The 25,088-nt window shown below is 72.1% G+C and carries 21 protein-coding genes; 11 read left to right on the top strand and 10 right to left on the bottom strand.

Annotated elements, in window-relative coordinates; genetic code table 11:
- Positions 1–43: 43 nt before the first annotated feature.
- The 5 genes from AB0C15_RS10915 to AB0C15_RS10895 are packed head-to-tail and all read right to left on the bottom strand — an operon-like array spanning position 44 to position 6,626.
- On the bottom strand, positions 44–424 hold the full coding sequence (locus tag AB0C15_RS10915; RefSeq protein WP_357350969.1) for a DUF742 domain-containing protein: 381 nt from the start codon (positions 422–424) through the stop codon (positions 44–46).
- Entirely contained in the window at positions 402–851 is a 450-nt protein-coding gene (locus AB0C15_RS10910; protein WP_357350967.1) for a roadblock/LC7 domain-containing protein, read from the bottom strand. The genes AB0C15_RS10915 and AB0C15_RS10910 overlap by 23 nt, the downstream gene beginning before the upstream one ends.
- The gene (locus AB0C15_RS10905; protein ID WP_357350965.1) at positions 848–2,800 is read right to left on the bottom strand and encodes a nitrate- and nitrite sensing domain-containing protein; all 1,953 of its coding nucleotides are present in this window, start codon (positions 2,798–2,800) and stop codon (positions 848–850) included. Before AB0C15_RS10905 ends, AB0C15_RS10910 begins: the two co-directional genes overlap by 4 nt.
- Positions 2,797–5,361 (bottom strand): helix-turn-helix transcriptional regulator, encoded by a 2,565-nt coding sequence (locus AB0C15_RS10900; RefSeq protein ID WP_357350964.1) that lies wholly within the window; start codon positions 5,359–5,361, stop codon positions 2,797–2,799. The genes AB0C15_RS10905 and AB0C15_RS10900 overlap by 4 nt, the downstream gene beginning before the upstream one ends.
- On the bottom strand, positions 5,358–6,626 hold the full coding sequence (locus AB0C15_RS10895) for an Hsp70 family protein (protein ID WP_357350962.1): 1,269 nt from the start codon (positions 6,624–6,626) through the stop codon (positions 5,358–5,360). The genes AB0C15_RS10900 and AB0C15_RS10895 overlap by 4 nt, the downstream gene beginning before the upstream one ends.
- Positions 6,627–6,924: 298 nt before the next feature.
- On the opposite strand from AB0C15_RS10895, the gene AB0C15_RS10890 reads away from it, so the two are divergent.
- The 3 genes from AB0C15_RS10890 to AB0C15_RS10880 all read left to right on the top strand — a co-directional run bounded on the left by AB0C15_RS10890 (position 6,925) and on the right by AB0C15_RS10880 (position 11,238).
- Positions 6,925–7,809 (top strand): IniB N-terminal domain-containing protein, encoded by an 885-nt coding sequence (locus AB0C15_RS10890; protein WP_357350960.1) that lies wholly within the window; start codon positions 6,925–6,927, stop codon positions 7,807–7,809.
- A gap of 115 nt (positions 7,810–7,924) precedes the next feature.
- Positions 7,925–9,781 carry a dynamin family protein gene (locus tag AB0C15_RS10885; protein ID WP_357351150.1) on the top strand — a complete coding sequence of 619 codons (1,857 nt, stop codon included), beginning with the start codon at positions 7,925–7,927 and terminating at the stop codon, positions 9,779–9,781.
- Positions 9,778–11,238: a hypothetical protein gene (locus tag AB0C15_RS10880; protein ID WP_357350958.1), complete on the top strand. Its 1,461-nt coding sequence runs from the start codon at positions 9,778–9,780 to the stop codon at positions 11,236–11,238. Before AB0C15_RS10885 ends, AB0C15_RS10880 begins: the two co-directional genes overlap by 4 nt.
- Positions 11,239–11,292: 54 nt before the next feature.
- On the opposite strand, the gene AB0C15_RS10875 is transcribed toward AB0C15_RS10880, so the two are convergent.
- On the bottom strand, positions 11,293–11,583 hold the full coding sequence (locus AB0C15_RS10875) for a DUF1540 domain-containing protein (RefSeq protein WP_357350956.1): 291 nt from the start codon (positions 11,581–11,583) through the stop codon (positions 11,293–11,295).
- A 361-nt stretch (positions 11,584–11,944) separates the two neighbouring features.
- Here AB0C15_RS10875 and AB0C15_RS10870 point away from each other — a divergent pair, with 361 nt between their 5' ends.
- The 3 genes from AB0C15_RS10870 (at position 11,945) to AB0C15_RS10860 (ending at position 17,398) form a co-directional block, all read left to right on the top strand.
- On the top strand, positions 11,945–15,880 hold the full coding sequence (locus AB0C15_RS10870) for a ThuA domain-containing protein (protein ID WP_357350954.1): 3,936 nt from the start codon (positions 11,945–11,947) through the stop codon (positions 15,878–15,880).
- Positions 15,881–15,974: 94 nt separating this feature from the next.
- The gene (locus AB0C15_RS10865; protein WP_357350952.1) at positions 15,975–16,322 is read left to right on the top strand and encodes a PadR family transcriptional regulator; all 348 of its coding nucleotides are present in this window, start codon (positions 15,975–15,977) and stop codon (positions 16,320–16,322) included.
- Positions 16,319–17,398 carry a hypothetical protein gene (locus tag AB0C15_RS10860; protein ID WP_357350951.1) on the top strand — a complete coding sequence of 360 codons (1,080 nt, stop codon included), beginning with the start codon at positions 16,319–16,321 and terminating at the stop codon, positions 17,396–17,398. The genes AB0C15_RS10865 and AB0C15_RS10860 overlap by 4 nt, the downstream gene beginning before the upstream one ends.
- A gap of 626 nt (positions 17,399–18,024) precedes the next feature.
- On the opposite strand, the gene AB0C15_RS10855 is transcribed toward AB0C15_RS10860, so the two are convergent.
- Positions 18,025–18,525: a hypothetical protein gene (locus AB0C15_RS10855; protein ID WP_357350949.1), complete on the bottom strand. Its 501-nt coding sequence runs from the start codon at positions 18,523–18,525 to the stop codon at positions 18,025–18,027.
- Between the two features lie 10 nt (positions 18,526–18,535).
- Positions 18,536–19,027, bottom strand: a complete 492-nt coding sequence (locus tag AB0C15_RS10850; protein ID WP_357350947.1) for a septum formation initiator — start codon at positions 19,025–19,027, stop codon at positions 18,536–18,538.
- A 102-nt stretch (positions 19,028–19,129) separates the two neighbouring features.
- Here AB0C15_RS10850 and AB0C15_RS10845 point away from each other — a divergent pair, with 102 nt between their 5' ends.
- The 3 genes from AB0C15_RS10845 to AB0C15_RS10835 are packed head-to-tail and all read left to right on the top strand — an operon-like array spanning position 19,130 to position 21,694.
- Positions 19,130–19,825, top strand: a complete 696-nt coding sequence (locus tag AB0C15_RS10845; protein ID WP_357350945.1) for a response regulator transcription factor — start codon at positions 19,130–19,132, stop codon at positions 19,823–19,825.
- Positions 19,822–21,111: a HAMP domain-containing sensor histidine kinase gene (locus AB0C15_RS10840; protein WP_357350943.1), complete on the top strand. Its 1,290-nt coding sequence runs from the start codon at positions 19,822–19,824 to the stop codon at positions 21,109–21,111. Before AB0C15_RS10845 ends, AB0C15_RS10840 begins: the two co-directional genes overlap by 4 nt.
- A 28-nt stretch (positions 21,112–21,139) precedes the next feature.
- Positions 21,140–21,694, top strand: coding sequence for a DUF5872 domain-containing protein (locus AB0C15_RS10835; RefSeq protein WP_357350941.1), 555 nt, complete (start codon positions 21,140–21,142; stop codon positions 21,692–21,694).
- Here AB0C15_RS10835 and AB0C15_RS10830 read toward each other — a convergent pair.
- Positions 21,691–21,825, bottom strand: a complete 135-nt coding sequence (locus AB0C15_RS10830) for a hypothetical protein (protein ID WP_357350939.1) — start codon at positions 21,823–21,825, stop codon at positions 21,691–21,693. The two genes, AB0C15_RS10835 and AB0C15_RS10830, sit on opposite strands and share 4 nt — an antisense overlap.
- On the opposite strand from AB0C15_RS10830, the gene AB0C15_RS10825 reads away from it, so the two are divergent.
- The gene (locus tag AB0C15_RS10825) at positions 21,824–22,273 is read left to right on the top strand and encodes a GNAT family N-acetyltransferase (protein ID WP_357350937.1); all 450 of its coding nucleotides are present in this window, start codon (positions 21,824–21,826) and stop codon (positions 22,271–22,273) included. The two genes, AB0C15_RS10830 and AB0C15_RS10825, sit on opposite strands and share 2 nt — an antisense overlap.
- 140 nt (positions 22,274–22,413) lie before the next feature.
- On the top strand, positions 22,414–22,950 hold the full coding sequence (locus AB0C15_RS10820; RefSeq protein ID WP_357350935.1) for a PepSY domain-containing protein: 537 nt from the start codon (positions 22,414–22,416) through the stop codon (positions 22,948–22,950).
- Between the two features lie 138 nt (positions 22,951–23,088).
- On the opposite strand, the gene AB0C15_RS10815 is transcribed toward AB0C15_RS10820, so the two are convergent.
- A complete protein-coding gene (locus tag AB0C15_RS10815) occupies positions 23,089–25,011 on the bottom strand; it encodes an ABC transporter ATP-binding protein (RefSeq protein WP_357351149.1) in 1,923 nt (640 codons plus the stop codon).
- Positions 25,012–25,088: the final 77 nt, after the last annotated feature.

Below are 25,088 nucleotides of genomic sequence, written 5' to 3'. Positions count from 1 at the left end.
GTGCGCCCACGACCCGTCCGGGTCGCGGATGGCACCAGCGAGGTCACAGACCGCGAAGCCCGACGAGTATCGCCTCGAGCAGGTCCTCGGTCGGCAGTTCCGACAGCACCGGCGGGTCGTGCGTCTCGACCAGCCCGGCCGCGAGCAGGTCACCGAGCAGCACCCGGACGGTGCCCAGCGGAAGGTCCAACTCCGCACCGACCTCGGCCACCGACACTGGATGGTGACACAACCCGACGATCCGCGCCTGTTCGGGGAAGAGCGGTGTGGGGGGCGTGACTCCCCGCCGGGCGACGACGAGCGAGATCAGGTCGAACTGGCCGCGTGCGGGCGCGGTGCGCCCCCCGGTCATCGTGTACGGCCTGGCGACCGGCCCCGCGTCGTCGTCGTACCACGCCTCGTCAGTGGCGCCGCTGGAGTGCACCTGTGTCCCCGATCGTCACCGAGGAGGCCGGGCCCAGCGTGATCGGCAGGTGCCGCTCGGCCTGCCCCACGAAGAGCGCCACCTCGTACGCCATGTCACCGACCTCGACGTCGTCGCCGGCGATCCGCACGGTGAGGATGGTGCCGTTCGGAATGGTGGCGATGAACAGGAACGCTCGCGACATCTGCACCACGACCTGACGCAGCTCACCCGCGTCGCAGGTCCGGGTGGCGGCCAGCCCCAACGAGATCAGTCCGGCGACCACGCCGGAGATCTGCTCGGCCAGCTTCGCCCCCACCCGCCGCGAGCCACCGAGCGGCAGCCCGTCCGGTGAGAGCACCACTGCGAACTCCGCACCGTGCACCCGGTCGACCAGGTCGTTCAGGGCGTCGGTCAGGCCGTTCTCGGTAACCACTGCAGACGTCATTGATGTCTCCTCGCTGTTCTCGCGACTGGCAACTCGACCGTGTCGAGGCTGGTCCTGCCGTTCTGCGGGCCGGGTGGCCCGGGGTGGCGGACCCGCGTCGGCAGCGCGCCGTCGCCGTTCGGATCGGGTCGGTCGGCGCCGGTGCGGGCCGGTGGGTACGGGGTGTCGGGTGGTGCGCTGGCCGGTGTGCGGCCGGTGTCGGTGCCGGTGACCAGCCGGGCGGGGAGGTGCACGATGGCGGCCGTCCCACCGCGTTGGCTGGGGCGCAGGGAGACGTGGGCGCCGCAGCGGCCGGCGAGGACGGCGGCGGCGTACCAACCGGTGCGGCCCGCGGGCGGGCCGTCCGGGGGCGGGTTGTCGAGCAGGTGGTTCGCCTCGGCAAGCGCGACCGGGTCCAGGCCGGGCCCGTCGTCGACGACGAGGACGGCGCACCCCTGCGGTCGCCGTTCGCCGCTGACCCGGACGGTGGTGTCGGCCCCGGAGAAGGCCAGGGCGTTCTCGATCAGCTCCGCCAGCAGGTGGATGACGTCGGTGACGGCCGGCCCCGCGAGCGACCACGGCCAGTGCGGCGCGATGAGGACCCGGTGGTAGTCCGGCACCTCGGCGACCGCGCCACGTGCCACGTCGAGCAGTGGCACCGGGCGTCGCCAGCGGCGGGCGGGTGTCGCGCCGGCCAGGGAGATCAGTTTCTCCACGTTGCGCCGGATCCGGGTGGTGAGGTGGTCGAGTTGGAACAGCTCGCCGGTCTCCTCGGTGGACCGTTCCCGACGTTGCATCCCGTCCAGCAGACCGAGTTGCTCGCGGAGCAGAACCTGGTTGCGTCGGGTCAGCCCCAGCAACAGGTCCCGCTCGGCGGCACCGCCAGGTGCCGGAGCGTCAGGTGTCGCGGCCGGCGTCTCCGGCGCCGGAGCCGGGGCGTCGGTCTTCGGCCCGGTCAGCTCCTCGGTGAGGCGGCGGACGGTGCCCGCCCAGCTCAGCAGGAGCACGAGTACGACGATGAGGCCGAGCCCCACCACGGCCCCGGTCCGCGCGATCAGCCCCGCCGCACCGGGTGCGGCCCGCTCCACGCTGCTGCGGGCGGCGGTCGTCACACGTGTCTGCAGCGCGCCGAGGGCGGCGTCCGCCGCGGCCCGCCACGTCTGGACGGTGAGACCGGCCAGGGCGTCGGCGGTGCCCGCCTGGAGCAGCAGCCGGTCCTCGAGTGCCAGCAGAGCCGCGAACTCGGGGCCGGTGGCGAGGCGCTCGGGCTCGCCCCGGCCACCTGGCGGAAGCTCGGCCACCGCCTCGGTTCGCGCGTACCGCTGAACGCCTATCAGCTCGGCCAGCCGCCGCCGCTCGTCGACGCCGAGCCGCGCGCCGGCCAGGGCGGCGCTGACCATGGTGTCCTCCCGGGCGAGCAGCTCCCGGGCCCGGGCCAGCGTGATCACCGCGCGGGTGTCGGCGGCCAGGTCGCTCTCGTACGCGCCCCACTCCGGCCCGTACACCCGGAAGGCGACGTCGACGACCTCGTCGTACCCGTCGACCGTCGCGGCACCCTTGAGCCGCCCGCTGTCCACCTGGGATCGGGTCGTGCCCAGGCCGTCGAGCCGGCGGACCAGCTCGGCGGCCCGGTCCCGCACGGCGCCAGCGCTGAGCAGCCGGAGGTCGCGTCCCTTCGTGAACTCGCGGACCTCGGTGGTGGCCCGGTCGGTGCTCTGGCGGGCCGCGACAAGTGCGGGCGTCGTCTGCTGCGCGCCGGCGACCGTCTCGGCGGTGACCCGGCGTTCCGTCTGCAGACTCAGGATCAGCCGGTCGATCGGCTGGCCCAGCGTGTCTGCGAGGGCCCGGACGCGCAGCAGGTCGACGGCGTCCTGGCTGGACACGTAGGCCGCGTACGACCAGAGGGTGATCAGCACGGCGGCGAGTACGGCAAGTCTGGTCCGGAGCAGCCGGACGTCGGCACGGGTCATCGGCTCGCCCGCTGCGGCCACGGTTGCCCGGCGGAGTCGCTGGCCCGGTCGGCGACGAGGGTACGTAGCAGCGCCAGCAGTTCGGTGCGGTTGGCGCAGTTCAGCCGGTTGCGCATGCGCGCCACGTGGTGCTCGACGGTCTTGGCCGAGATGAAGAGCCGGTCGCCGATCTCCCGGTAGGTCAGCCCGGCCAGCACCAGCTCGGCAACCTCGTACTCGCGGTCGCTGAGCCCCTGCTGGGTGGGGCCGACGGCCCGCGTCGTGCCCGCACCGGCTGTCGGTGGCTGCCCGCCCGGCCCGGCAGAGGGCCGCCCCTGCAGGGCTCGGGCGCACTCCAACAGGGTGGTCATCGCTCGCCGGTCGGCGGTGCGGATGGCGGCCTGCCCGGCGAGGCGGGCGCCGTCCCAGCACAGCCCGGTGTCGTGCAGCCCGCGAGCGGCGGCTTCCACCCGGGTCGGGTCGACGGCCCCCCGCAGCACCTCCACCCAGCTCTCCGCGGCGGCGGCGACCACTGCCGCGTACCGGCTGTGGTCCGCGGCGGCGAGCAGTGCCGTGACGTGGTCGTCGGCGACCGTCGGTTCGCCGCTCAGGATGGCGGCGTGCAGCCCGCTCCAGCGCAACGGCACACTCCACAGTGGCGGGTTGCCGAGGCGGTCGAGCAGGGCGCGCCCCTGCTGGAGGTACGGCTCCAGTCGGGCCAGGTCACCCAGCCGCGCGCCGGCGATGGCCAGCTCACCCAGCGGCAGCAGGGTGAACAGGTCGACGGGGTGCCGCACCACGGCCTCCAGCGCCTGCCCCCAGCCCCGCTTGAGCGCCCCGAGGTCACTGGTGCGCCGGCCGATGCCCATCCGGATCGCGGCGGCGAAGAGCTGGTCACGTGACTCCAGTGGCCGCCCGTCGAGCGTCACCGTGGCGAGGCGCTCGCCGGCGGCGTGGACATCCCCGCGAACCATCAGGATCCAGGCCTGCAACAGGCGGTGGCGGCGTGCCATCAGCGGTCCGCCGACACCGGCGCCCAGGGCCCGGTGCAGCACCCGCTCGGCGATCTCCAGCTCACCGCAGTGCATTGCCGTCAACGCGGCGAGAGCCGCCGGGCTGTCCGGCAGCAGCGCGGCCCGACCGTCCGGCTCCAGCAGGGCAGCGGCCTGCACGAGCGCGGAGAGCGCGGCGGTCGGCGGGCCGGTCACGCTCTCCCGTACAGCGTTGGCCATCAGTCGGGCGGCGCTGGCGTGCAGCGTGGGCGGTTCGCCGGCCGGATCACCCGCCGGCGATTCGGTGCTGGCGGCCAGGTCGCCGGTGGCCAGCCCGCCGACGATGGCGAACGCCGCCGCCGAGGCCGTCCCCGACCACCGGAACAGCTCGACGCTGCGACCGACGTGACCACGGTGGGCCAGGGCGGTGGCGGCGACCACCGCGGCCTCGGCGCGGTCCGGGGGAGCGGCCGTGGCCAGCAGCCGGTCCGCCAGCCGCAGCGCGTCGTCGAGGTCACCGGCGAGCGCGGCGGCGAGCGCCTGCCGCGCGTTTGGCGGCCCCCCGGCCGCTGTCGCCGCCGCGAACAGTTCGGCGGCGAAGGCCGGCTCGTCGGCGAGCGCCTCGTCCGCCGCGGCCGCCAGGGTCGCGGCCGGGCAGTCGCCGAGCGCGCCGACCGCGAGCAGGGAGCGCACCAGCGGCAGCACCGTGCCGCCCCGGGCGAGCTGCAACTCGGTGAGCCGACGCCAGACCGCCGTCCGCTCGGTGCTGGGGCTGAGCGTCGCGACGGCCCGCCGGACGATCGGCGCGAGTCGGCCGTCCGCCCCGAGCAGCCCGGCCGCCCTGGTCGTGGCGACCAGGTCGTCCACCTCGGCCGGGTCCCGACCCAGCAGCGCGCCGAGCATGCTTGCCGGCAGCGCCCCGCCGGCCGCGACGGCGAGCAGCAGTCGTCGTACCTCGGTGGGCTGAACGTCCAGGTCCGGCCCGAGCTCGAGAACGACGGACCGGGGTGGTTCGACGCTCGCGCCGGCCCGGGTCTCCGCGCCGACCAGGCCACGGGCCAGCCGCTCGACGTCGCGGGGCACACCTGCGGTCTGCGTGTGGACGAAGTCGACCAGATCGGCGGGGCGGCTCAGCCCGTCCGTGCCGGCGAGGTACGCGACGGTCTGCTCCCTGGTGAACGGGGTGAGCAGCACGGCCTGTCCGTCGCGTCGCAGGGCGTCGACCAGCTCACCGAACGCCGCCGATCGCGGCCACGGGCGGTGGGTGATCACCAGCCGGTGTCGACGGCCGCCGACCAGAGCCAGCAGCGCCCCGATCCGCGCGTCGTCAAGCAGGTGCGCGTCGTCGACGAGCAGCACCGTGTCGGGATCGACCGGCTCGTCCGGCTCCGGGGCGACCGTGCGGACGGGGACCCCGGCGCGCTGGTGGATGCGTTCCACCTCGGCGAGGAGTGCGGTCTTTCCGTGCCCGGCCGGGCCGGCGATGCCGACGGTCAGCGGGCCGGTCGGGTCCTGCGCGACCGAGTCCAGTAACGCCTGCAACCCCTTGTCCAGGGTCAGCGCCGGTACGGCGAGATCGTTCATGATCATCTGTCTTGTCCTTCGCGTCCGCGGCCGCGGGCCAGCGCCAGGCGGGACGGCTTCGGCAGTTCCAGTGGGAGGACCCGGACCGGGGGCCGCGGTGGCGGATCGCCCGGAACGGTGTGCTGAGGGCGGCGCGGTGCCGGGAGGGTGGCCCGCCCGGCGCCGCTGACCGGAGCCGGAACGCGGGCCGGTGCCGGCTGGCGAGGGCGCGGTGACACCACCTGACAGGCGGCCATCGCCGCCCCGGTGGCGGCAGTCAACTGGGCGTCCGGCTCCACCTCGACGGGCACCGGGAGGGCCGCGCCGATCAGCTCGGTCACGAGCGGCACCCGGGTCGAGCCACCGGCCAGCAGGACGCCGTCGAGCTGCGCCGGCGTCAGGTCGGCGCTGCGCACGGCCCGCAGCAGGAGGTCGACGGTGGCCTGCACCGTCGGGCGGATCATGGCCTCGAACTGGGCCCGGGTCACCGGCACCCGGGCCGGGCCGCTCGGCAGCGTCAGCACCACGTCGGCCGCGAGGTCGACTGTCAACACCCGCTTGACCCGGTCGCACTCCGCGCGCAGCCCGCGCAGCGCGGCCTGCGCCCCGCGACGTCCGGTCGCGGCCAACTCCCGGGCCAGCACGGTACGGGAATGGTCGGCCAACGCCTCGTCGAAGTCGGCGCCGCCGATCGAGTCGAGGCTCTGCGGGGTGCCGAACGTCTCGTACGTGCCGCGCGGGGTGCGCCGCACCAACGCGGCCTCGAAGCTGTTGCCCCCCAGGGTGTAGACCACTGCGGTGCTGCCCGCGAACCCGCGAGCGGCGTGGCTCTCGGCGACCGTGACCGTGCGCGGCAGCAACGTCACGTGCCGCAGGCCGAGACTCGACAGGGCCCGGTGCAGCACCTCCCGCCGGTACGGGCGCCACCCCGCCGGGTGGCTGAGCACGATCGCCTCGGCCGCCTCGCCCTCCAGGGCGTGGACCCGCTCCACCACCCACGCCGCCAGCTCGGCGGTAAGCGTCTGCGGTGCGCACGGCTCACCACCGAGGAGCACCGGCACGTCGTCGCCGATCCGGTGGACGAAGTCACGGGTGGTGCGGCTGCCGTCGTCGGTGGCGGGCTCGCCGACCCGCAGTGAACCGTCCTCGGCCAGGCAGAGCACGGACGGCATGAGGGGTGAGGCCGCGCGCAGCGCGACGGCCTCGGGACGTGCCCAGGTCGCGCCGCGCCGCCGCGCGACGGCGGCAGCCGTGTTGCTGCTTCCGATGTCTATCCCCAGGACGTACGGCATCGTCTCTGTCTCTCCCCGTGAGTCGGCCGGTCGGTGGCGATGGCGTCGGCGCTCCGACGACCCACCCCCGGCGAACCCCGCGGGCTCCTACGTTCGTACCAGAGATCAGTCCCTGGTCGGGACCCTAATCTCGTCGGGACGGTTTCCCCCATTCCCCCTAACGTACGAGGTGGCGCAGCCCCTAGTTCAACCGCCCCGGATGCGGGCTCAGCCCCGATGCCCGGGGGTGAGCCCCGGCAATAGCGTCACTGTCGACGAACGACACCCCGGCAATGCCACATCCGAGGAGAACCGGTACATGGACTCGCAGCAGACGCTCCACGACTTCGTGCTCGACCTACTGACGAACCCGGACGCGCGGTCGGCCTTCGACCTCGACCCGGAGGGCGCGTTGCGGGGCGCAGGCCTCACCGACATCACCGCTGCGGACGTGCAGGACGTCGTACCGCTTGTCGTCGACTACGCGCCGGGGGCGGGTCTCGCGCCGCTGGCCTCGCCGGTCGGGCAGCTCGGGCTGGACCCGCTGCTCACCGACACCACCGACGTGGTGGGCCAGTTGCAGAGCGTGGCGCAGCAGATCAGCGTCACCAGCTCGCCCACTGGCGTGGACGTCAAGGCCGGCGTGCTCGGCGCCATCGCGGTCGACCCGTCGACCGCCGCCGCCGGGGTCACCGTGCTGCCGGGCATCGGTCTGGGTGTCGGTCCGTCCGGCCTCGACACCGACCTGGCCGGCGTCTCGGACGTGGCGCACACCCTCGACGCCGACGTGGTGCAGCCGGTGGACGCGATCGCGGACCCGGTGCTCGGGGACGTCACCGGCACCGTCGGCGACCCGGGCGGTCTGCTCGACGTCACCGACTCGAACCTGATCGGCGGCGACCTGACCGGTGGTGTCCTCTCCGGCACCCAGGGTCAGCTCGGCGGGGTCGTCAGCTCCCTCGGTGTCGACGACACCCTCGGCGGGCTGGGCCTCGGGCACGGCGACGGCATCGTCGGCGGGGTCCCGCCGCTCGACGTGCCGTCGACGGTGGGCGGCGTGACGCACCAGGTGGACAGCCTCCTCCCCGGTGTCACCGACACGGTCGGTGACGTCACCGGTGGGGTCACCGATGGTGTGCTCGGCGGCGACTCGCACGCCTCGTCCGATCACGGGCTGCTGGGAATCACCGGCGGCCTGCTCTGACCCGGATCTCCGGTCGGAGCGGAGGGCCGGATCGTCTCGGGCGATCCGGCCCTTCCCGGTTCCACACCCGGTCCCTCTTGATAATTGAGCCGAAATCCGCACACTTGGTGCGGTGATGGCCGGGATCTGGTTGGACGTGCTGGACGAGATCGCCCGTACGTGCACTGCCCACGGTCGCGGTGACCTCCTCCAGACGGTGCGGCAGAAGCGTGCGCAGCTGCTGGATCCGACGCTTCGCGTCCTGGTCATCGGTGAGCCGAACCAGGGCAAGAGTCAGCTCATCAACGCGATCATCAACGCTCCGGCCTGCCCGGTCGGCGACGGCCGTACGACCGTCCTGCCGACCGTGGTGCAGCATGCCGAAGCCCCCACCGCGGCGGTGGCGCAGGCGCCGCCACCTGCTCCGGGGCACGCCACCGGCACCGCCACCGCGGTCACCGTCGAGCGCACTCCGGTGGCGCTCAACCAGGTCGCGGCGGGTGTGGCCGGCCTGGTCGGGCGTCGGCCGGGGGGCGGCCCGGCGTACGTCGAGATCGGCCTGCCCCGCGCCCTGCTCGGCGCTGGTCTGGTGCTTGTGGACACTCCTGGCACCGACGACGTGGCCAGAGTCGGCGCCGCAGCCTCGGTCGCGGCGCCCGCGCGTGCGGACACCGTGCTGCTGGTCTCCGACTCGACCCGGGAGTTGTCGGTCGCCGAGCTGAACATGCTGCTGCACATCGTGCGGTCGCACCCGAACGTGGTCGTGGTGCAGAGCAAGACCGACCTGGCGGCGGACTGGCGCACGGTCGCCGAGCGCAACCGGCAGCACCTGGCCGAGGCGGGCGTCCCGGCGACGGTGATTCCGGTCTCGGCGGCGCTGCGACTGCGTGCCGCCGCAGCGGACGATCGTGCTCTCAACGCCGAATCCGGCTTCCCCGCGCTGATCGCCCGGCTGCAACGCGACCTGGCCGGGAAGGCCGACCACCTGGCCCGGGCGGCCGTGCAGACGGTGGCCCGGACGGTGGTGGAGCAGTTGGCCGCGCCGCTGCGAGCCGAGTTGGCGACCCAGGAGGCCGAGGAGCAGTCCGGGCCGATTTCCCGGCTGCACGCGGCGCAGCGCGAGGTCGACGAGTTGCGCCGGTGCTCCACCCGGTGGCAGAACACCCTCACCGACGAGATCACCGACCTGATCGCCGACCTGGAGTACGACCTGCGGGACCGGACCCGTCAGATCCTGCGCGCGGTGGACGAGGCGTTCGACACCGCCGATCCGCTTGTCGCCTGGGACACCTTCCAGGACTGGTTGGAGCGCAGCCTGGTGGAGGCGGCGGAGGCGAACCACGAGTGGCTGGTCCAGCGCTGCGACTGGATCGCCCGGAGGGTGGCCGCCAACTTCGACAGGTACGGCTACGACGTGCTGCCGCCCTGGTCGATGACGGTGCCGGACGACATCGGCGAGCGACTACCCGAGCTGCAACGGCCGACGATCGACAAATTCACCACCGGCCAGAAGCTGTTCACCGGCATGAAGGGCTCGTACGGCGGCATGCTGATGTTCGGTCTGGCGACCACCCTGGCCGGAATGCCGATGATCAATCCGGTCTCGGTCGGCATCGGCGCGCTCTTCGGCGGCAAGAGCATCCGCGACGAGAGCAAGCAGTTGCTCCGTCGCCGGCAGGCGACAGTCAAGACGGCGATCCAGCGGCACGTCGACGACTTCTTCGTCCGGATCATCCGGGACTGCCGTGACGCCGCCCGCCAGGTGCAGCGGATGCTGCGGGACCACTTCACGGGGCTGACCGAAGAGCTCCAGGAGGCCATCGTGCAGTCGTTCCGCAGTGCCAAACAGGAGGCCGACACCGATGCCTCCCTGCGGGAGCAGCGGCAGCGCGAGATCCGGTCGAGGATGACCCGGTTGGCGGCGGTGTACGAGCAGGCCCAGCAGTTGACCGGCACCCGGTCCACCCCGCTGCTGCTGGAGCCGCAGGCATGACGGTGGGGGTGCGCCTGGACGAGGCGGCGTGGGGGTTGCTGCACCAGGCCATCGAGCTGTACCAGGACGATCCCCGGGCTGTCGCTGAGCTTCGGCACCAGGTGGCCCGATTGGAGCAGCCGCTGCGGATCGCCGTCGTCGGCCCGTGGCGCTCGGGCAAGTCGACGGTGCTCAACGCGTTGATGGGCGAGGAGGTCGCGCCGGTCGACCGGGCGGACGGGGCCTTCACCTGGTACGAGGACGGGGCCGCGCCGCACGCCACCGCCTACCCGGTCGGGCAGCCGCCGCAGGAGTTGGCCGTGGTGAAGTCGGCGACCGGGCTGCGGGTGGACCTGGGCTGGGGCGTGGGGGACGTGCGGGACATCGTGGTGCGGTGGCCCACCCGGGCGTTGCGGCAGATCACGCTCATCGACACCCCTGCGGTCACCGGCGGCGTCGAGCACGGTCGGGTGCCGGTGTTGGAGCGGGTCCTACGCGACTCCGACGCGGTGCTGTACCTGACCCGCGACGGGCGCGACAGCGATCTGCGGGTGCTGGAGTCCGCACGGGACACTGCCGTCGGACAGTCCGCTCCGGTCAACGTGATCATGGTGTTGTCCCGCGCCGACGAGACCGGGGGAGGCCGGATCGACGGCCTGCTCACGGCACGCCAGCTCGCTCGCCGGCACCACCGCGACCCGAGGGTGAACGCGCTGAGCGTCAACGTCGTGGCGTGCAGCGGAATGATCGGTCTGGCCGGCCGGATGCTCGGCGAGTCGGACTTCGCCGCGCTCGCGGCCCTGGCCCAGGTGTCCCGGGCGGAGCTGGACGCCCACCTCATCTCCGCCGACCGCTTCCTCGGCGGTGAACTGCCGGTACGGCTGGACACCGAGGTGCGCGCCGCGCTGCTGAGCCGGTTCGGGATCTTCGGCGTCCGGCTGGCGACCACGCTCGTGCGCAGCGGGTTCGACAGCCGGGTGAAGCTCTCCGCCGAACTGATCCGGCGTAGCGGTCTCACCGAGCTGCGCGAGTCGGTGACGCGGTGCTTCATCGACCGCCGCGAGGCGCTGAAGGCCCGCTCCGCGTTGGCCGCGGTGGAGGCGCTGCTGCGGGCCGAGCCGACCCGGGGGTCCGCCGAGTTGGTCGGCGCGGTGGAGCAGATCCTCGCCGGTGCGCACGAGTTTCGAGAGTTGCGCCTGTTGGTGGCCCTGCGCAACACCCGGCTGGGGTTCGACGCGGAGGTGGCCGCCGAGGCGCAGCGGCTGGTCGGTGGCGACGGAGTGGGCCTCGCGGCCCGGCTCGGTGTCGAGCAGGAGACCGACGTGCAGCGGCTCTGGGAGGTCGCCACCGACGCGCAGTGGCGGTGGCGGGACCGGGCGGAGGACCCGCTACTCCCGCTGGCGCAGCGGCGCGGCGCTCAGGTCGTCGTCCGCAGTTGCGAGGGAATGATCGCCGAGCTGGTCGCGGGCGGCCGCTGAGTGTGGGTACGGGACGGCCCGTGTTGGCCGTCCCGCACCCGTGTCGCGGCGCGCTCAGCGCGGCTCGTACGTCTGGCAGTCCGCGATGTCCTGACCGGGGCCCACCCGGATGGACGGCGCGTGGCACTCCAACTCGGCGTTGTGCGTGCATTCGGCGCGTTTGCAGGCGCCGACCTGGGCGATGACGCGGTCCAGGCCGCCCTTCGCCGAGGTGTCGATGAACGTGGCGCAGCTGGCGTTCTGCTGCCCGATGGTGATGGCGAACGCGTGGCAGCCGTCGTGGTTGTAGCCGCAGTCGGTGACGGTGCACTCGTGGACCCGCGGCATCTCCAGCATGTCGGTCATGGCGATCTCGCTTCCGTCGGTGGGTGCGGGTCATCCCCATACCCGACTCCACCAGAGCAAACCGTGATCAGCTCCCTCTTTCCAGGATCCAATGGATAGGGAAGCCTCGCCTAATTCGGCCATCCGTCCGCCGCCGGGCGGCCGGGATGCTGCCTCGCCCGCACGGTTCGCGGCCGGAAAACCGTTATTCGATCTCACTCCGCACGGTCGGCGCTGACCAGCGGAGATAACGCTCTCACGGATGGTGGGAGAGTGCTTGACGCGCCGGTTGCCCAAGCGCAACGATGCATTTACATTTCCCGTTCCACCGCCAGGCGTGATCGGCGCACGCCGCCCCCCGCACCGCGAAAGGACCCCCACCGTGCGCAGATCCCTGAGATCGTGGCTCGGCGTCGCACTGAGCACGATCCTCGTGGCGGGCGGCATCGTCGCCGCGCCACCCACGGCCAGCGCCGCACCGTTCAGCGTGCTGGTCTTCAGCAAGACCGCCGGCTTCCGGCACGGCTCCATCACCCCCGGCATCGCAGCGATCCAGCAGCTCGGCGCGGCCAACGGGTTCACCGTCGAGGCCACCGAGGACGCCGCCCAGTTCACCGACGCCAACCTGGACCGGTTCGCCGCGGTGATCTGGCTCTCCACCACCGGTGACGTGCTCAACGCCGCCCAGCAGGCCGCGTTCGAGCGCTACATCACCGCCGGCGGCGGGTACGTGGGCGTGCACTCCGCCTCCGACACCGAGTACGACTGGCCCTGGTACGGGGGGCTGGTCGGGGCGTACTTCGCCTCGCACCCGGCCGAGCAGACCGTCACCGTGAAGGTCGCCGACCAGGTGCACCCGTCCACCGCGACGCTGCCGCAGCGCTGGAGCCGGTTCGACGAGCTGTACAACTACCGCACCAACCCCCGGGGCAACGTGCACGTGCTGGCCACCCTGGACGAGACCACCTACACCGGCGGGAGCATGGGTGCCGACCACCCGATCTCCTGGTGTCAGAACTACTCCGGCGGTCGAGCCTGGTACACCGGCCTGGGGCACACCGACGCGTCGTACTCCGAGGCGAACTTCCGGCAGCACCTTCTCGGTGGCATCCGGACCGCCGCCGGCGAGGCGACCGCCGACTGTGGCCCGACCGTCACCAGCAGCTTCCAGCAGGTGGAGCTGGCCAAGGGCGCGGCCGAGACCGGCGAGCCGATGAGCCTCACCGTCCTGCCCGACCGGGGCGTGCTGCACACCTCCCGCAACGGCGTGATCCGGCACACCGACGCCGCCGGCAACACCAAGATCGCCGCCACCCTGCCGGTCTACACCGGTGACGAGGAGGGCCTGCAGGGCATCAAGGCCGACCCGAACTTCGCCACCAACCGCTGGGTGTACGCCTACTTCGCCCCACCGCTGAGCACCCCCGGCGGTGGGGCGCCCGCCGAGGGCACTCCGGCCCAATTCGCCGTCTGGGAGGGCGTCAACCGGCTGGCCCGGTTCACCGTGAACGCGGACAACACCATCAACCTGGCCAGCGAGACGCTGATCCTGAACGTGCCGACCAGCCGGGGCATGTGCTGTCACGTCGGCGGTGACATGGACTTCGACGCGGCCGGCAACCTCTACCTGTCCACGGGTGACGACACGAACCCGTTCGACTCGGCCGGCTTCACCCCGATCGACGAGCGGGCGGGCCGTAACCCGGCGTTCGACGCGCAACGCACCTCGGCGAACAGCAACGACCTGCGCGGCAAGGTGCTGCGGATCAAGCCGAGCGCGGCCGGCGGCTACACCATCCCGGCCGGCAACATGTTCGCCCCGGGCACCGCGCGGACCCGCCCGGAGGTCTACGCGATGGGCTTCCGCAACCCGTTCCGGATGAGCGTGGACAAGGCCACCGGCATCGTCTACCTCGGTGACTACGGCCCCGACGCGGGCACCGCCGACCCCAACCGGGGTCCGGCGGGCAACGTCGAGTTCGCCCGGATCGACAGGCCCGGCTTCTACGGCTGGCCGTACTGCACCGCCCGCAACGACGCCTACAACGACTACACGTTCCCGTCCGGGCCGTCCGGGGCGAAGTTCAACTGTGCCGGCGGGCCGGTGAACAACTCGCCGAACAACACCGGCATCACCCAGCTACCGCCGGCCGTCCCGGCCTGGTTGCCGTACGGCGGCTCCGGCTCGCCGCCGGAGTTCACCGGCGGTGGCCTGTCGCCGATGGGCGGGCCGGTCTACCGGTACGACCGCAACAACACCTCGCCCGTGGCGTTCCCCGAGTACTACGACGGGACCTACTTCGCCGGTGAGTTCGGTCGCCGCTGGATCAAGAACATCAAGCTCGACTCGTCCGGCCAACCGCTGAAGATCAACCCGTTCCCGTGGACCGGCACGCAGGTCATGGACATGGAGTTCGGCCCGGACGGCGCCCTCTACGTGCTCGACTACGGCACCGGCTGGTTCAACGGCGACGCCAACTCGGCGCTCTACCGCATCGAGTACGCCCGTGAGGGCAGAGCGCCCATCGCGAAGGTGTCGGCCACCCCGACCAGCGGCACCGCGCCGCTGACCGTGGCGTTCTCCTCGGCCGGCACCCTCGACCCGGACGGCGACCCGTTCACCTACGCCTGGGACTTCGACAACAACGGCACCACCGACTCGACCGCCGCGAACCCCAGCTTCACCTACACCACGAACGGGACCCGCAGCCCGACGCTGACGGTCCGGGACACCACCGGCAAGACAGCCACCGCGAGCGTGGTCGTCACAGTCGGCAACAGCGCCCCGGTGGTCACCGTCAACACCCCGATGAACGGGCAGACCTTCACCTTCGGGGACGCGGTGCCGTTCTCCGTCACCGTCACCGACGCCCAGGACGGTGCGATCAACTGCGCCCGGGTGAAGGTCAACTACGTCCTCGGCCACGACTCGCACGGCCACCAGCTCGGTAGCGTGCAGGGCTGCACCGGGGTCATCCAGACCTCGAAGGACGGCGAGCACGACTCGGCGGCGAACATCTTCGGCATCATCGACGCCGAGTACACCGACCTGGGCGGGGGTGGCCAGCCGGCGCTGACCACGCACACCCAGGCCGTCCTGCAACCACGGGTACGCCAGGCCGAGCACTTCGGTGACTCGTCCGGCGTCCAGATCGTCGCCGGGGCGGCGGGCAACGGCGGCGCGGCCGTCGGCTACATCGACAACAACGACTGGATCTCGTTCCGCCCGTACAACCTGACCGGCGTCCAGTCGTTCAGCGCCCGGGTCGGCGCACCGGCCGGTGGCGGCGGCACGCTCGAGTTGCGGGTCGACTCGCCCACCGGCCCACTGGTCGGGTCGGCCACCGTCACCTCCACCGGCGGGTACGCCACCTTCGCCACGGTCACCGGCGGGGTCACCGCCCCGACCGGCACCCGAACGCTGTTCCTGGTCTTCAAGGGCACCGGCCCGTACTTCGACATCGACGAGTTCACCCTCTCCACCAGCCCCGGCGGTCCCGGCCCCGACCCGGACCCGGATCCCGGGACGGGCACCAACCTGGCCAAGGGCAAGCCGGCGCGGGCATCCAGCTTCGAGGGCGCGTTCACCGCGGCCAACGCGTTCGACGGTCTGGCAGGCACCCGGTGGGGCAGCGCCTTCGGGGACCCACAGTGGATCGACGTGGACCTCGGCGCCTCGTACGCCATCAACCGGGTCAAGCTGACCTGGGAGGCGGCGTACGGCAGCGGCTACCAGATCCAGACCTCACCGGACGGGATCAACTTCACCACCATCCGTACGGTGACCGGCGGCGACGGCGGGGTGGACGACCTGACCGGGCTCAGCGGGTCCGGCCGGTACATCCGGCTCCTCGGCACCACCCGGGGGACCGCCTGGGGCTACTCGCTGTTCGAATTCGAGGTGTACGGCGGCACCGGCGGCCCGACCGGAGGCAACCTGCTGCTGAACAAGCCCACGTCGACGTCGAGCAACGAGGGGGCCGACGTCTCCGGCGCCCAGGCCGTCGACGGCAGCCTCAGCACCCGCTGGTCGAGCACGTTCTCCGACCCTCAGTGGATCCGGGTGGATCTCGGCAGCGCCACCGCGATCGGCCGGGTCAAGCTGAGCTGGGAGGCCGCGTACAGCAGCGCGTACCAGATCCAGACCTCGAACGACGGCACCACCTGGACCACCGTGAAGACGGTGACCGGGGCCGACGGTGGCGTCGACGAACATGCCGGGCTCGGTGCCAGTGGCCGCTACCTGCGGATCTACGGCACCGCACGGGGCACCGGCTACGGCCACTCGCTCTGGGAGTTGGAGGCCTACGCGAGCTGAACCACCACCGATGACGTGGCCGGCGCGGATGTCCGTGCCGGCCACGTCCGTTCGCGGTCTTGCATATACCGCCTAACGGTATATGCTCCTCGGTATGGCTGAGGCTCCACTGCGGGAACCGACGTTCCTGGTGCTCACCGCGTTGGCGGAGGCGCCCATGCATGGGTACGCCGTCATCGAGGACGTGCTGCGCATCTCCGACGGTCGGGTGCGTCTGCGTGCCGGCACCCTCTACGCGGTCCTCGACCGGCTCCGTGCCGACGGTCTCATCGAGGTCGAGCGCGAGGAGGTGGTGCAGTCGCGACTGCGCCGCTACTACCGCCTCACCGCCATGGGTGCGCAGCGGCTCACCGAAGAGGCGGCCCGCCTGCGGCACAACGCCGACGCCGCCCGCGTGCGACTGCGCCGCAGCGGCCTGCTGACCGACGGAGGCGTGGCGTGAGCGACGACGATCTGGAGCGTGGCTACCGACGGCTGCTGGCCGTCTACCCGTGGGAACACCGTCGGGTGTACGAGGACGAGATGCTTGCCGTGCTCATCGCCGACGCGCGGCCGGGCCAGCGACGGCCTGCCGCGGCCGACGTACGGGATCTGGTCGGCGGCGGGTTGCGGGCGCGGCTGCGGGTGGGCGCACGGGGGTTCACCCAGCCGAGCTGGGCCGACGCCGCGACGGTGGCCGGCCTGCTGGTCGCAGTCGTGCTGCTGGCGTTCGCCGCGAAAGGACTGCTCAACCAGCTCATCCACCCGAGCCTGCCACCCGGGTTCGCGCCGAGCGGCCCCGATCTCGTCGACTGGCTGCGCGTCGCGGGCTGGGCGGGCGTCTGCGCTGCGGCACTGATCGGGTGGCGTTGGGTCGCCGCCGGTCTGGCCTGGGCCGGCGTGCTCGGCTGGAGCGTGTTCGTCGCCCCCCAGGCCGCTGACAACCCGACGTACGTGGTGGACATGCTGCCGCAGCTCGCCCTCGCCGTGGTGACTGCCGCCGCGCTCACCGTGCCGGCGCCGCGTCGCCGGGCGATCGCGCTGCTGGGCGTACGCCGACTGTTGGTCCTGGTGCTCGCGCCAACCGCGGTGGTCGCGCTCCTGGTGACGAATCGGGTCACCAGCCCCACGTTCGACTTCTCCGCCGTTGGGGGTGTGTCCTACCAGATCTTCTACGGCATCGAGGCGGGCAGTGAGCTGGTCCTCTGGCTCTACGTCGCGGGCCTGGCGGCTGCCACGTCGGCCTTGGTGATCGCGGTGGCCACGCTCCCTGCGGAGGTACGTCGACGGATCGTCGTCATGCTTCTGCCCGTGGCGGCCCTCGCCTTGGTGATCGACAGCGCCCTCGCCGGTTGGGTCACCTCGACGATGAACATGGGGCACGCCATCCCCCTGGTGCCGGCACAGTGGGCGATGCTGCTGCTTGTCGCGCCGGTGACCTTCCTGGCCGGGGTGCTGCTCGTCCGGCGTCGTGAGGAGACCCTGCGCATGGTCGCTCTCGGCCGCAACGCCGACCGCGAGCAGCCACTGGGTCGGTGAAGCGGCGGGCTGCTCAGCCGGCGCCCGGCGGCTGGCCATCACCGGCGCGGTACACCGCGCGGCTGAGATAGTGCCGGGAGCGCGCCTAGGCGTCGACGCGCGGGCTTGGCGGATCTGCAAATGAGGGATTTCTAGTAAACCTGCGGCTTGTTTCCGGCCACCCGGTACGCCTTCAACCTGTCGTGCGCCCACTGGAGTTCCGTGCATCCCTCTGGTCGGCAGCGCCGACACACGCCGCCTGCCTGGTGCTCCGCGATGGTCTGCCGGGCCAACATCGGCACCCACACCGACCGGGGCAACTCACGCTCGATCACCTGCGGTGCTCCCGGAGCGTGTCCCGTGCCCACGTCAACATCTCGCACCGGCCGTCCTGGCACTGCCTGCAGCCGCCGGTGGCCCGGTGCTTGCTCGGTGGCTCGTAATGCTGAGTGATCACCCGTTCCTGATCCGCTAGGGCTCCGCCGACGCCGTTGACCGCCTCGCGCAAGTCCCGGATCTTGTCCCCCACGGAGAGCAGCGCGCGGGCACCCACTCGCTCTCGGAGCTGCGGGCCCACGTCAAAAGGCCGAGCCGTCGGGCGCGCAGCGGGAGATCGTGCCCCGCTGGCACTTGGTCGGACGACGAGGTCAGTCGTCGGCGGCCACGATCTGGGTCAGGGTGCGGTTCACCCGGTCGATGAGCAGGAACTCGTGGAACTCGTTGTGTACGCCGCCCCAGTCATGAAAGGCCGCCGAACCGAGGTCGCGCAGCCGGTACACGCGGTCGGCGACAGGTAAGGGCTGATACACCTCGCGCTGCAGTTCGGGTCGCAGGTGCGCGGGTACGGCAGCGAACTGCCCGGCCCAGGACCGCAGGCACTGCTCAGCGGTCTCGGCGTCGATCCGGTCGTAGCAGTCCGGCGTGATCCGGTCACGCCAGTACGGGCCATGTCGTTCCGGATCACCGCCGGGCTCGGGCCCGGTGGCGTAGTTGTCGCCGAACCACTCGTGGCCGATCAGCGCGGCGACGAGGACGTCGTCGGGCACGTTCTTCTCCGGCAACTCGAAACGGTTGACGTGCACCCACTGGTACGTCTGGTTGGCGAAGTTGAGAAAGACATGACCGGCGTGCGCGAGCGTGACCGTCATCGGAGCCCTGTCAGTCGTCGGCGACTGACACCGGCTCCGAGCCGATGCAGCGCACCTTCAACTCGTACTCCCGGGTCGGCCCCTGGAAGGTGACCTCGACGTCGTCGTCCGGGCCCCGGTCCACGTCGCGGACCCGGTAACCCTGCGCGGGCGCCCAGGAGACGAGGCGTACGCCGCCGGGGCCGCACTCGGCGACGGCCGTACCGCCGTCGGTGGCGAACCCCCGGCGAGGCCCGGCGCTGCCGCTCGGCCCGGCGCTCGTCGTTTCCGGCGCGGCGCTCGTCGTTCCCGGTGTGGCCGGGGCGGTACCCGGCGCGGTGCTTGCCGTGGGCGTCGGCTCGGGTGCGGCCAGCGCCCGCTCGATCTCGGCCTCGCTGCGCACCCCGCCCGGGGTGCCGGTGAGGCTCTCGCCCACCAACCGGATCGCGCCCACGCCGATCAGGGTGGCGATGGCGGCGGTGGCCACCCACCCGGTGGCGACGAGGATCGAACGACGGGCCATTCCCCGACTATCCACGGTCCGCCCTTGTCGTTGGCACAACCCGACGCTAAGGCATGGTTAACGTGCGCCTCGCCGCCGGTGGCAGCGGTTAGCCTGCCAGCTGTGGCCCGCCTGTTGCTGATCGAGGACGACCTGACCATCCGTACCCCGCTGATCCGGGCTCTGCGGGAACGCGGCCACGCGGTGGCCGCGGCCTCGACCGCGATGGCCGGGCTCCGTGACGCGCTCGAGGACCGACCCGACCTCGTCGTGCTCGACCTGGGCCTGCCCGACCTGGACGGTCGCGAGTTGCTGCGGATGCTGCGCGCCGTCAGCACGGTGCCGGTCATCGTGGCCACCGCGCGCGACGACGAGGCCGAGATCGTGCGGGTGCTCGACGCGGGCGCTGACGACTACGTGGTCAAGCCGTTCACCGCGGCGCAGCTCGACGCCCGCGCCCGGGCGGTGTTGCGACGTGGCCCCTCCGGTGCCGAAGGGCAGGACCCGACGCTCGTCGTCGGTGGGCTCCGCGTCGACCCCCGGGCCCGGCAGGTCACCCTCGACGGGACCATGGTGGAGCTGACACCCCGCGAGTTCGACCTGCTGCACCACCTCGCCGGCCGACCCGGCCAGGTGGTCACCAAACGCGAGCTGCTCACGGAGGTGTGGCAGATCCCGTACGGCGGCGCCGACAAGACCGTCGACGTGCACCTGTCCTGGTTGCGCCGCAAGCTGGGGGAGAACGCCCAGCAGCCTCGCTACCTGCACACCGTGCGGGGCGTCGGGGTGCGTCTCGAAGCCCCGGCGGCGCAGCTGTGAGGGCCCGTCTCGCGCTGCTCGTCGCCGCGGTGAGCGTCCTGACCCTCATCGCGTTCCTGGTGCCGTTGGCGTTGCTGGTGCGCACCGTCGCCGAGGACCGGGCCACCGTTCGCGCCACCGCCGACGCGCAGAGCCTGGTGCCGGTGGTCGGCACCGCCGACGCGGCGACCATCCGGCTCACCGTCGAGCAACTCGCCGCCGAGTCCGGTCGACAGGTGAGTGTCTTCCTGCCCGACGGCACGGTGCTGGGCGCCCAGACACCGCGTACGCCCGCGGTGGCCCTCGCCGCGCGCGGACAGAGCCTCACCGGCGAGTCGGCGGCCGGCCGGGAGGTCGTCATCGCCGTGCAGGGGCGGGCGGACGGCACCGGGGTCATCCGGATCGCGGTGCCCCAGCACGAGCTGACCGCCGGGGTCACCCGGGCCTGGCTGGTGCTGGCCCTGCTCGGCGTGATCCTGGTGCTGATCGGGTTGCTGGTCGCCGACCGGCTGGCGCGCACCCTGGTCCGGCCGATCAGCGACCTGTCGGCCGTCTCCCACCGGCTGGCCAACGCGGAACTGGACGCCCGGGTCACGCCGGCCGGCCCACCCGAACTGCGCGAGGTGGCCGGCGCGCTCAACCACCTCGCCAGCCGGATCCAGGTGCTCCTGGTGCAGGAGCGCGAACAGGTCGCCGACCTGTCGCACCAGCTGCGTACGCCGCTGACGGCGTTGCGGCTGGAGGCGGAGTCGTTGCGTGACCCGGACGACGCCGCCCGGATCACCGCCGCGACCGACGGTCTCGAACGCGCGGTCACCGGCCTGATCCGGCAGGCCCGGTGGCGGCACGCACCGGCGGCGCAGCCGGCCTCCTCGGACGCGGCGACGGTCGTCGCCGACCGGGTCGCGTTCTGGTCGGTGCTGGCCGAGGACACCGGCCGGGCCGTCACCCTCGACCTGACACCTGGCCCCCTCCCGGTCGGGGTGGCCGCCGACCACCTGACCGCGGCGGTGGACGCCCTGCTCGGCAACGTCTTCGCGCACACCCCGGACGGCACGCCGTTCGCCGTGCGGCTCGCCCGCGAGGCGGGCGAGGTGGTGCTCACCGTCGCCGACGAGGGCCCGGGCATGCCCGCCGGGGCGATCCGGCGGGGCGCCAGCGCGGCCGGGTCCACCGGCCTCGGCCTGGACATCGCCAGGCGTGCCGCCCAGGCCGCCGGCGGCCGACTGGAGGTGCGGGCCGGCCCGCACGGCGGCGCCCGGGTGCTGCTCCGGCTCGGGCCGCCGACGCCGCCGGGGGAGGCATAGCCGCTGCGGTGCCGGGTAGCTGCCAGTCATGGCACGGTATACGAAACCCGAGCTCAGAGAGCAGATCAAGGAAGAGATCCAGGCCTCCGACAAGGGCGGCAAGCCGGGGCAGTGGTCGGCGCGAAAGTCACAGCTTGTCACTCAGGAGTACAAGCGGCGCGGCGGCGGATTCCTGGGCCAAAAGGACGAACGGCAGAAGTCGCTCCAGCGCTGGGGCAACGAGAAGTGGCAGACCAAGGAGGGCGACACCCGTGCCCGCAAGGACGGCACGACGAGTCGCTACCTGCCCAAGAAGGCCTGGGACGAGATGTCGGAGAGCCAGAAGCAGGCGACCGACACGAAGAAGCGCGAAGCCTCTCGAACGGGCAAGCAGTACGTGGCAAACACCGGCCCGGCCAAACGAGCACGTCGGGATGCCACCACCGCCGGACGGATGTCGGAGATGTCGGTCGCGGAGGCGGCCAAACTGGTCCGTGGCCTCGACAACCGACAGCTCAAGACCGCGCTGCGCAACGAGCGCGCCAGCAAGGACCGCAAGACGCTCGTCCAACGGTTGGAAGCGGAACTCAACCGGCGCGGCTAGGCGTGCCGGTGCGGCTGGTCGCGGGCCGAGCGGGTCAGGGCGCGACCTGCTGCCCGAAGTCGCGTGACCTGCTGCCCGAAGCCGGTGGACAATCCCACCATGAACCCGAGCACGCTGACCGTCACGTCCATGACGACCGCTGCGGAGGCCGACGCCTTCCGGACGCTTAACGAAGAATGGATCTCACACTTCTTCACCATCGAGGAGTCCGACCGCAAGACGCTCGACGACCCGTTCGCGGCCATCGTCGACCCGGGCGGTGACGTGCTGATCGTCCGCGACGGCCGGGAGATCGTCGGTTGTGTCGCCCTGGTCCGCAGCTCGGAGGACATCTACGAACTGTCGAAGATGGCGGTGACTCCGGCCGCGCGCGGCAATGGCCTCGGCCGCCAGCTCATAGAGGCGGCGATCGCGCGGGCCCGCCAGCTCGGCGCGGCCACCCTGTTCCTGGGCAGCAGCACCAAGCTTCCGAACGCCGTGCACCTCTACGAAACTGCCGGCTTCACGCACGTCGGTCCGGACCAGATCCCGCTGCCGCCGTACGCCCGTGCCGACGTCTTCATGCGGATGGCGCTCTGAGGGCTTCGCGCCGACACGCAGCCCCGCAGAGGGCGGTGCAGGATCGCCGGCTTAACCCGGCCTTAGCGTTCGGACAGCGCGGTGCTATCCCGATCTGACCGATCCTCGGAGTCGACAACCGAGGAAAGGTGGACACCACGATGAAGCGCACCAATCTGCTTCTGGCATCGGTCGGCGGGTCGGCGGTGCTGGCGGTTGCCGGGGTCGCGATCGGCGTCAACGCCGCGAACGACTCGCGCACCGGCGGCACCGCACTCGCCGCGGCAACCCTCGCGCCGCCGACCGCCACCGTCGCACCGGAGACCACCGGTCCGCCGTCGGCCGGCACCCCATCGGGTACGCCGTCGGCCGGCACGCCGTCCGGTACGCCGTCGTCCGGTACGCCGTCTACCGGCAGCGCGCCGGCGGGCAGCGCGGTCGACGAGAAGCGCGCCGGTGAGATCGCGCTCGCCAAGGCTGGTGGCGGTCAGATCGTCGAGGTCGAAGCCGAGCAGGAGAACGGCCGGCCGGTCTGGAGCATTGAGATCGTCGCCGGCGAGACCGAGCACGAGGTGGACGTCGACCGGGACAACGGTTCGGTGGTCAAGGCCGAGCAGGAGCCGGTCGACCACGACGACGACGCCGACGACAAGGACGACGACGCCGACGACAAGGACGACAACGACGACGACGACTGACCGGCCATCGCCGCCCACCCGGGGTGCTTCCCGGGACGGGCGGCGGTGCCGCGTCCGCACGTACCCCGGTGACGCGGTGGTCGTACCGTCCCTCCGGACGGGCCGACCACCGCGTTCGTCCGAGGTGGGCGAGGACCGTCAGATGGCGACGCGTTGCTCCTGGATCGTCGGCTTCTCCGGGTCCGTCGGTTGGACCTGGTCCGTTGGCTGGTCGTGGTCCGTCGGCTGCTCCTGGGCGAACTGGGTGCGGTACAGCTCGTTATAGCGACCGCCGGCCGCGAGCAGGTCACCGTGACGCCCGCGCTCGATGATCCGACCGTCTTCCACGACGAGGATCTGGTCGGCTGCCCGGATGGTGGAGAGCCGGTGCGCGATGACCACGCTCGTCCGGCCGGTCAGGGCCTCGGCGAGGGCGTCCTGCACCGCCGCCTCCGAGGTGGAGTCGAGATGCGCGGTGGCTTCGTCGAGGATGACCACGCGCGGACGGGCCAGCAGCAGTCGCGCGATGGTGAGCCGTTGCCGTTCGCCGCCGGACAGGCGGTATCCGCGCTCACCCACGACGGTGTCCAACCCGTCGGGGAGTGAACGGATCAGGTCGTCGAGTCGCGCCCGCCGGAGCACCTCCCACATCTCGTCCTCGGTCGCATCCGGCCGGGCGAACGCCAGATTGGCCCGGATGCTCTCGTGGAAGAGGTGCCCGTCCTGGGTCACCACGCCCAACGCCGTCCGGATCGACTCGGCGGACAGCTCGCGGACGTCGACGTCGGCGAGCCTCACCGCGCCGTCCTCGACGTCGTACAGCCTCGGCACGAGCTGCGCGATCGTCGACTTGCCCGCCCCGGAGGACCCGACGAGCGCGACCATCTGCCCCGCTTCGGCGCGGAACGACACCCCGTGCAGCACCTCCTCGCCGCCGCGGGTGTCGAGCTTCGCCACGTCCTCGAGGGACGCGAGTGAGACCTTGTCCGCTGACGGGTAGCCGAACCGGACCCCGTCGAACTCGACAGCTACCGGCCCTTCCGGCAGGGGCCGGGCGTCGGCCCTGTCGAGGATCAGCGGCTTGAGGTCGAGAACCTCGAAAACCCGCTCGAAGCTCACCAGCGCGCTCATCACCTCGACCCGAGCACTGGCCAGCGAGGTCAACGGTGCGTAGAGCCGCGAGAGGAGCAGCGCGAGGGCCACCACCGTCCCGGCGTCCAGGCTGCCCCGCAGGGCGTAGAGGCCACCCAGCCCGTAGACCAGGGCCAACGCCAGCGAGCCGACCACGGTGAGCGCCGTGATGAAGACCCACTGGAGCATCGCGGCGCGGATGCCGATGTCCCGCACCCGACGTGCCCGCGCCGCGAACTCGGCGGACTCCTCGGCCGGCCGCCCGTACAGCTTGACAAGCGTCGCGCCGGGCGCGGAGAACCGTTCGGTCATCCGGGTGCTCATGGCCGCGTTGTGCTCGGCCGCCTCCCGCTGCAACTGGGCGAGCCGCGAGCCCATCCGCCGGGCCGGCAGGACGAAGATGGGCAGCAGGACGAGCGCCAGCAGCGTGATCTGCCAGGAGAAGGTGAGCATCACGGCCAACGTCAGCGCCAGCGTGACGGCGTTGCCGACCACACTCGACAGGGTGTCGCTGAAGGCCCGCTGCGCGCCGATGACGTCGTTGTTCAGCCGGCTGACCAGCGCACCGGTGCGGGTACGGGTGAAGAACGCCACAGGCATGCGCTGAACGTGGTCGAAGACGGCCGTCCGCAGTTGGACGATCAACCCCTCCCCGATGCTCGCGGAGAGGAACCGCGTCACCAGACCCAGCCCCGCCTCGGCGAGCGCGATCACGGCGATCAACACCGCCAACCGGATCACCACACCGCTGTCGGCGCCGTCGACGATCGCATCGACCACCCGACCGGCGAGAACGGGCGCCGCGACCGTGAGAACCGCCGTCACCACACTCAACAACAGGAATCTGATGATCAGCGCGCGGTGTGGCCGGGCGAACCGCGCGATCCGCTTCAGGGTCGCGCGGGACAGCGGTCGCTCGTCCTGCGCGTTCATCGCGTGGTGCAGAGACATCCACGCGGTAACTTCCATGCTCATTCGTTACCTCCGATACGGCAGGTTAGGACCTCACCCGAGCTTGAGGTCAAGCC

Source organism: Micromonospora sp. NPDC048835, from assembly GCF_040649995.1.
In the GTDB taxonomy this organism is placed as follows: Bacteria; Actinomycetota; Actinomycetes; order Mycobacteriales; family Micromonosporaceae; genus Micromonospora.
This window is presented reverse-complemented; position numbering and strand designations above follow the sequence as displayed.

Coding starts and splice junctions, on each gene's coding strand:
- AB0C15_RS10900 (WP_357350964.1), bottom strand. CDS start 5,361: ATGATCATGAACGATCTCGCCGTACCGGCGCTGACCCTGGACAAGGGG.
- AB0C15_RS10815 (WP_357351149.1), bottom strand. CDS start 25,011: ATGTCTCTGCACCACGCGATGAACGCGCAGGACGAGCGACCGCTGTCC.
- AB0C15_RS10830 (WP_357350939.1), bottom strand. CDS start 21,825: ATGGACGTGACGGTCAGCGTGCTCGGGTTCATGGTGGGATTGTCCACC.
- AB0C15_RS10855 (WP_357350949.1), bottom strand. CDS start 18,525: ATGACGGTCACGCTCGCGCACGCCGGTCATGTCTTTCTCAACTTCGCC.
- AB0C15_RS10890 (WP_357350960.1), top strand. CDS start 6,925: ATGGACTCGCAGCAGACGCTCCACGACTTCGTGCTCGACCTACTGACG.
- AB0C15_RS10895 (WP_357350962.1), bottom strand. CDS start 6,626: ATGCCGTACGTCCTGGGGATAGACATCGGAAGCAGCAACACGGCTGCC.
- AB0C15_RS10910 (WP_357350967.1), bottom strand. CDS start 851: ATGACGTCTGCAGTGGTTACCGAGAACGGCCTGACCGACGCCCTGAAC.
- AB0C15_RS10850 (WP_357350947.1), bottom strand. CDS start 19,027: ATGGCCCGTCGTTCGATCCTCGTCGCCACCGGGTGGGTGGCCACCGCC.
- AB0C15_RS10885 (WP_357351150.1), top strand. CDS start 7,925: ATGGCCGGGATCTGGTTGGACGTGCTGGACGAGATCGCCCGTACGTGC.
- AB0C15_RS10820 (WP_357350935.1), top strand. CDS start 22,414: ATGAAGCGCACCAATCTGCTTCTGGCATCGGTCGGCGGGTCGGCGGTG.
- AB0C15_RS10835 (WP_357350941.1), top strand. CDS start 21,140: ATGGCACGGTATACGAAACCCGAGCTCAGAGAGCAGATCAAGGAAGAG.
- AB0C15_RS10875 (WP_357350956.1), bottom strand. CDS start 11,583: ATGACCGACATGCTGGAGATGCCGCGGGTCCACGAGTGCACCGTCACC.
- AB0C15_RS10880 (WP_357350958.1), top strand. CDS start 9,778: ATGACGGTGGGGGTGCGCCTGGACGAGGCGGCGTGGGGGTTGCTGCAC.
- AB0C15_RS10905 (WP_357350965.1), bottom strand. CDS start 2,800: ATGACCCGTGCCGACGTCCGGCTGCTCCGGACCAGACTTGCCGTACTC.
- AB0C15_RS10825 (WP_357350937.1), top strand. CDS start 21,824: ATGACGACCGCTGCGGAGGCCGACGCCTTCCGGACGCTTAACGAAGAA.
- AB0C15_RS10865 (WP_357350952.1), top strand. CDS start 15,975: ATGGCTGAGGCTCCACTGCGGGAACCGACGTTCCTGGTGCTCACCGCG.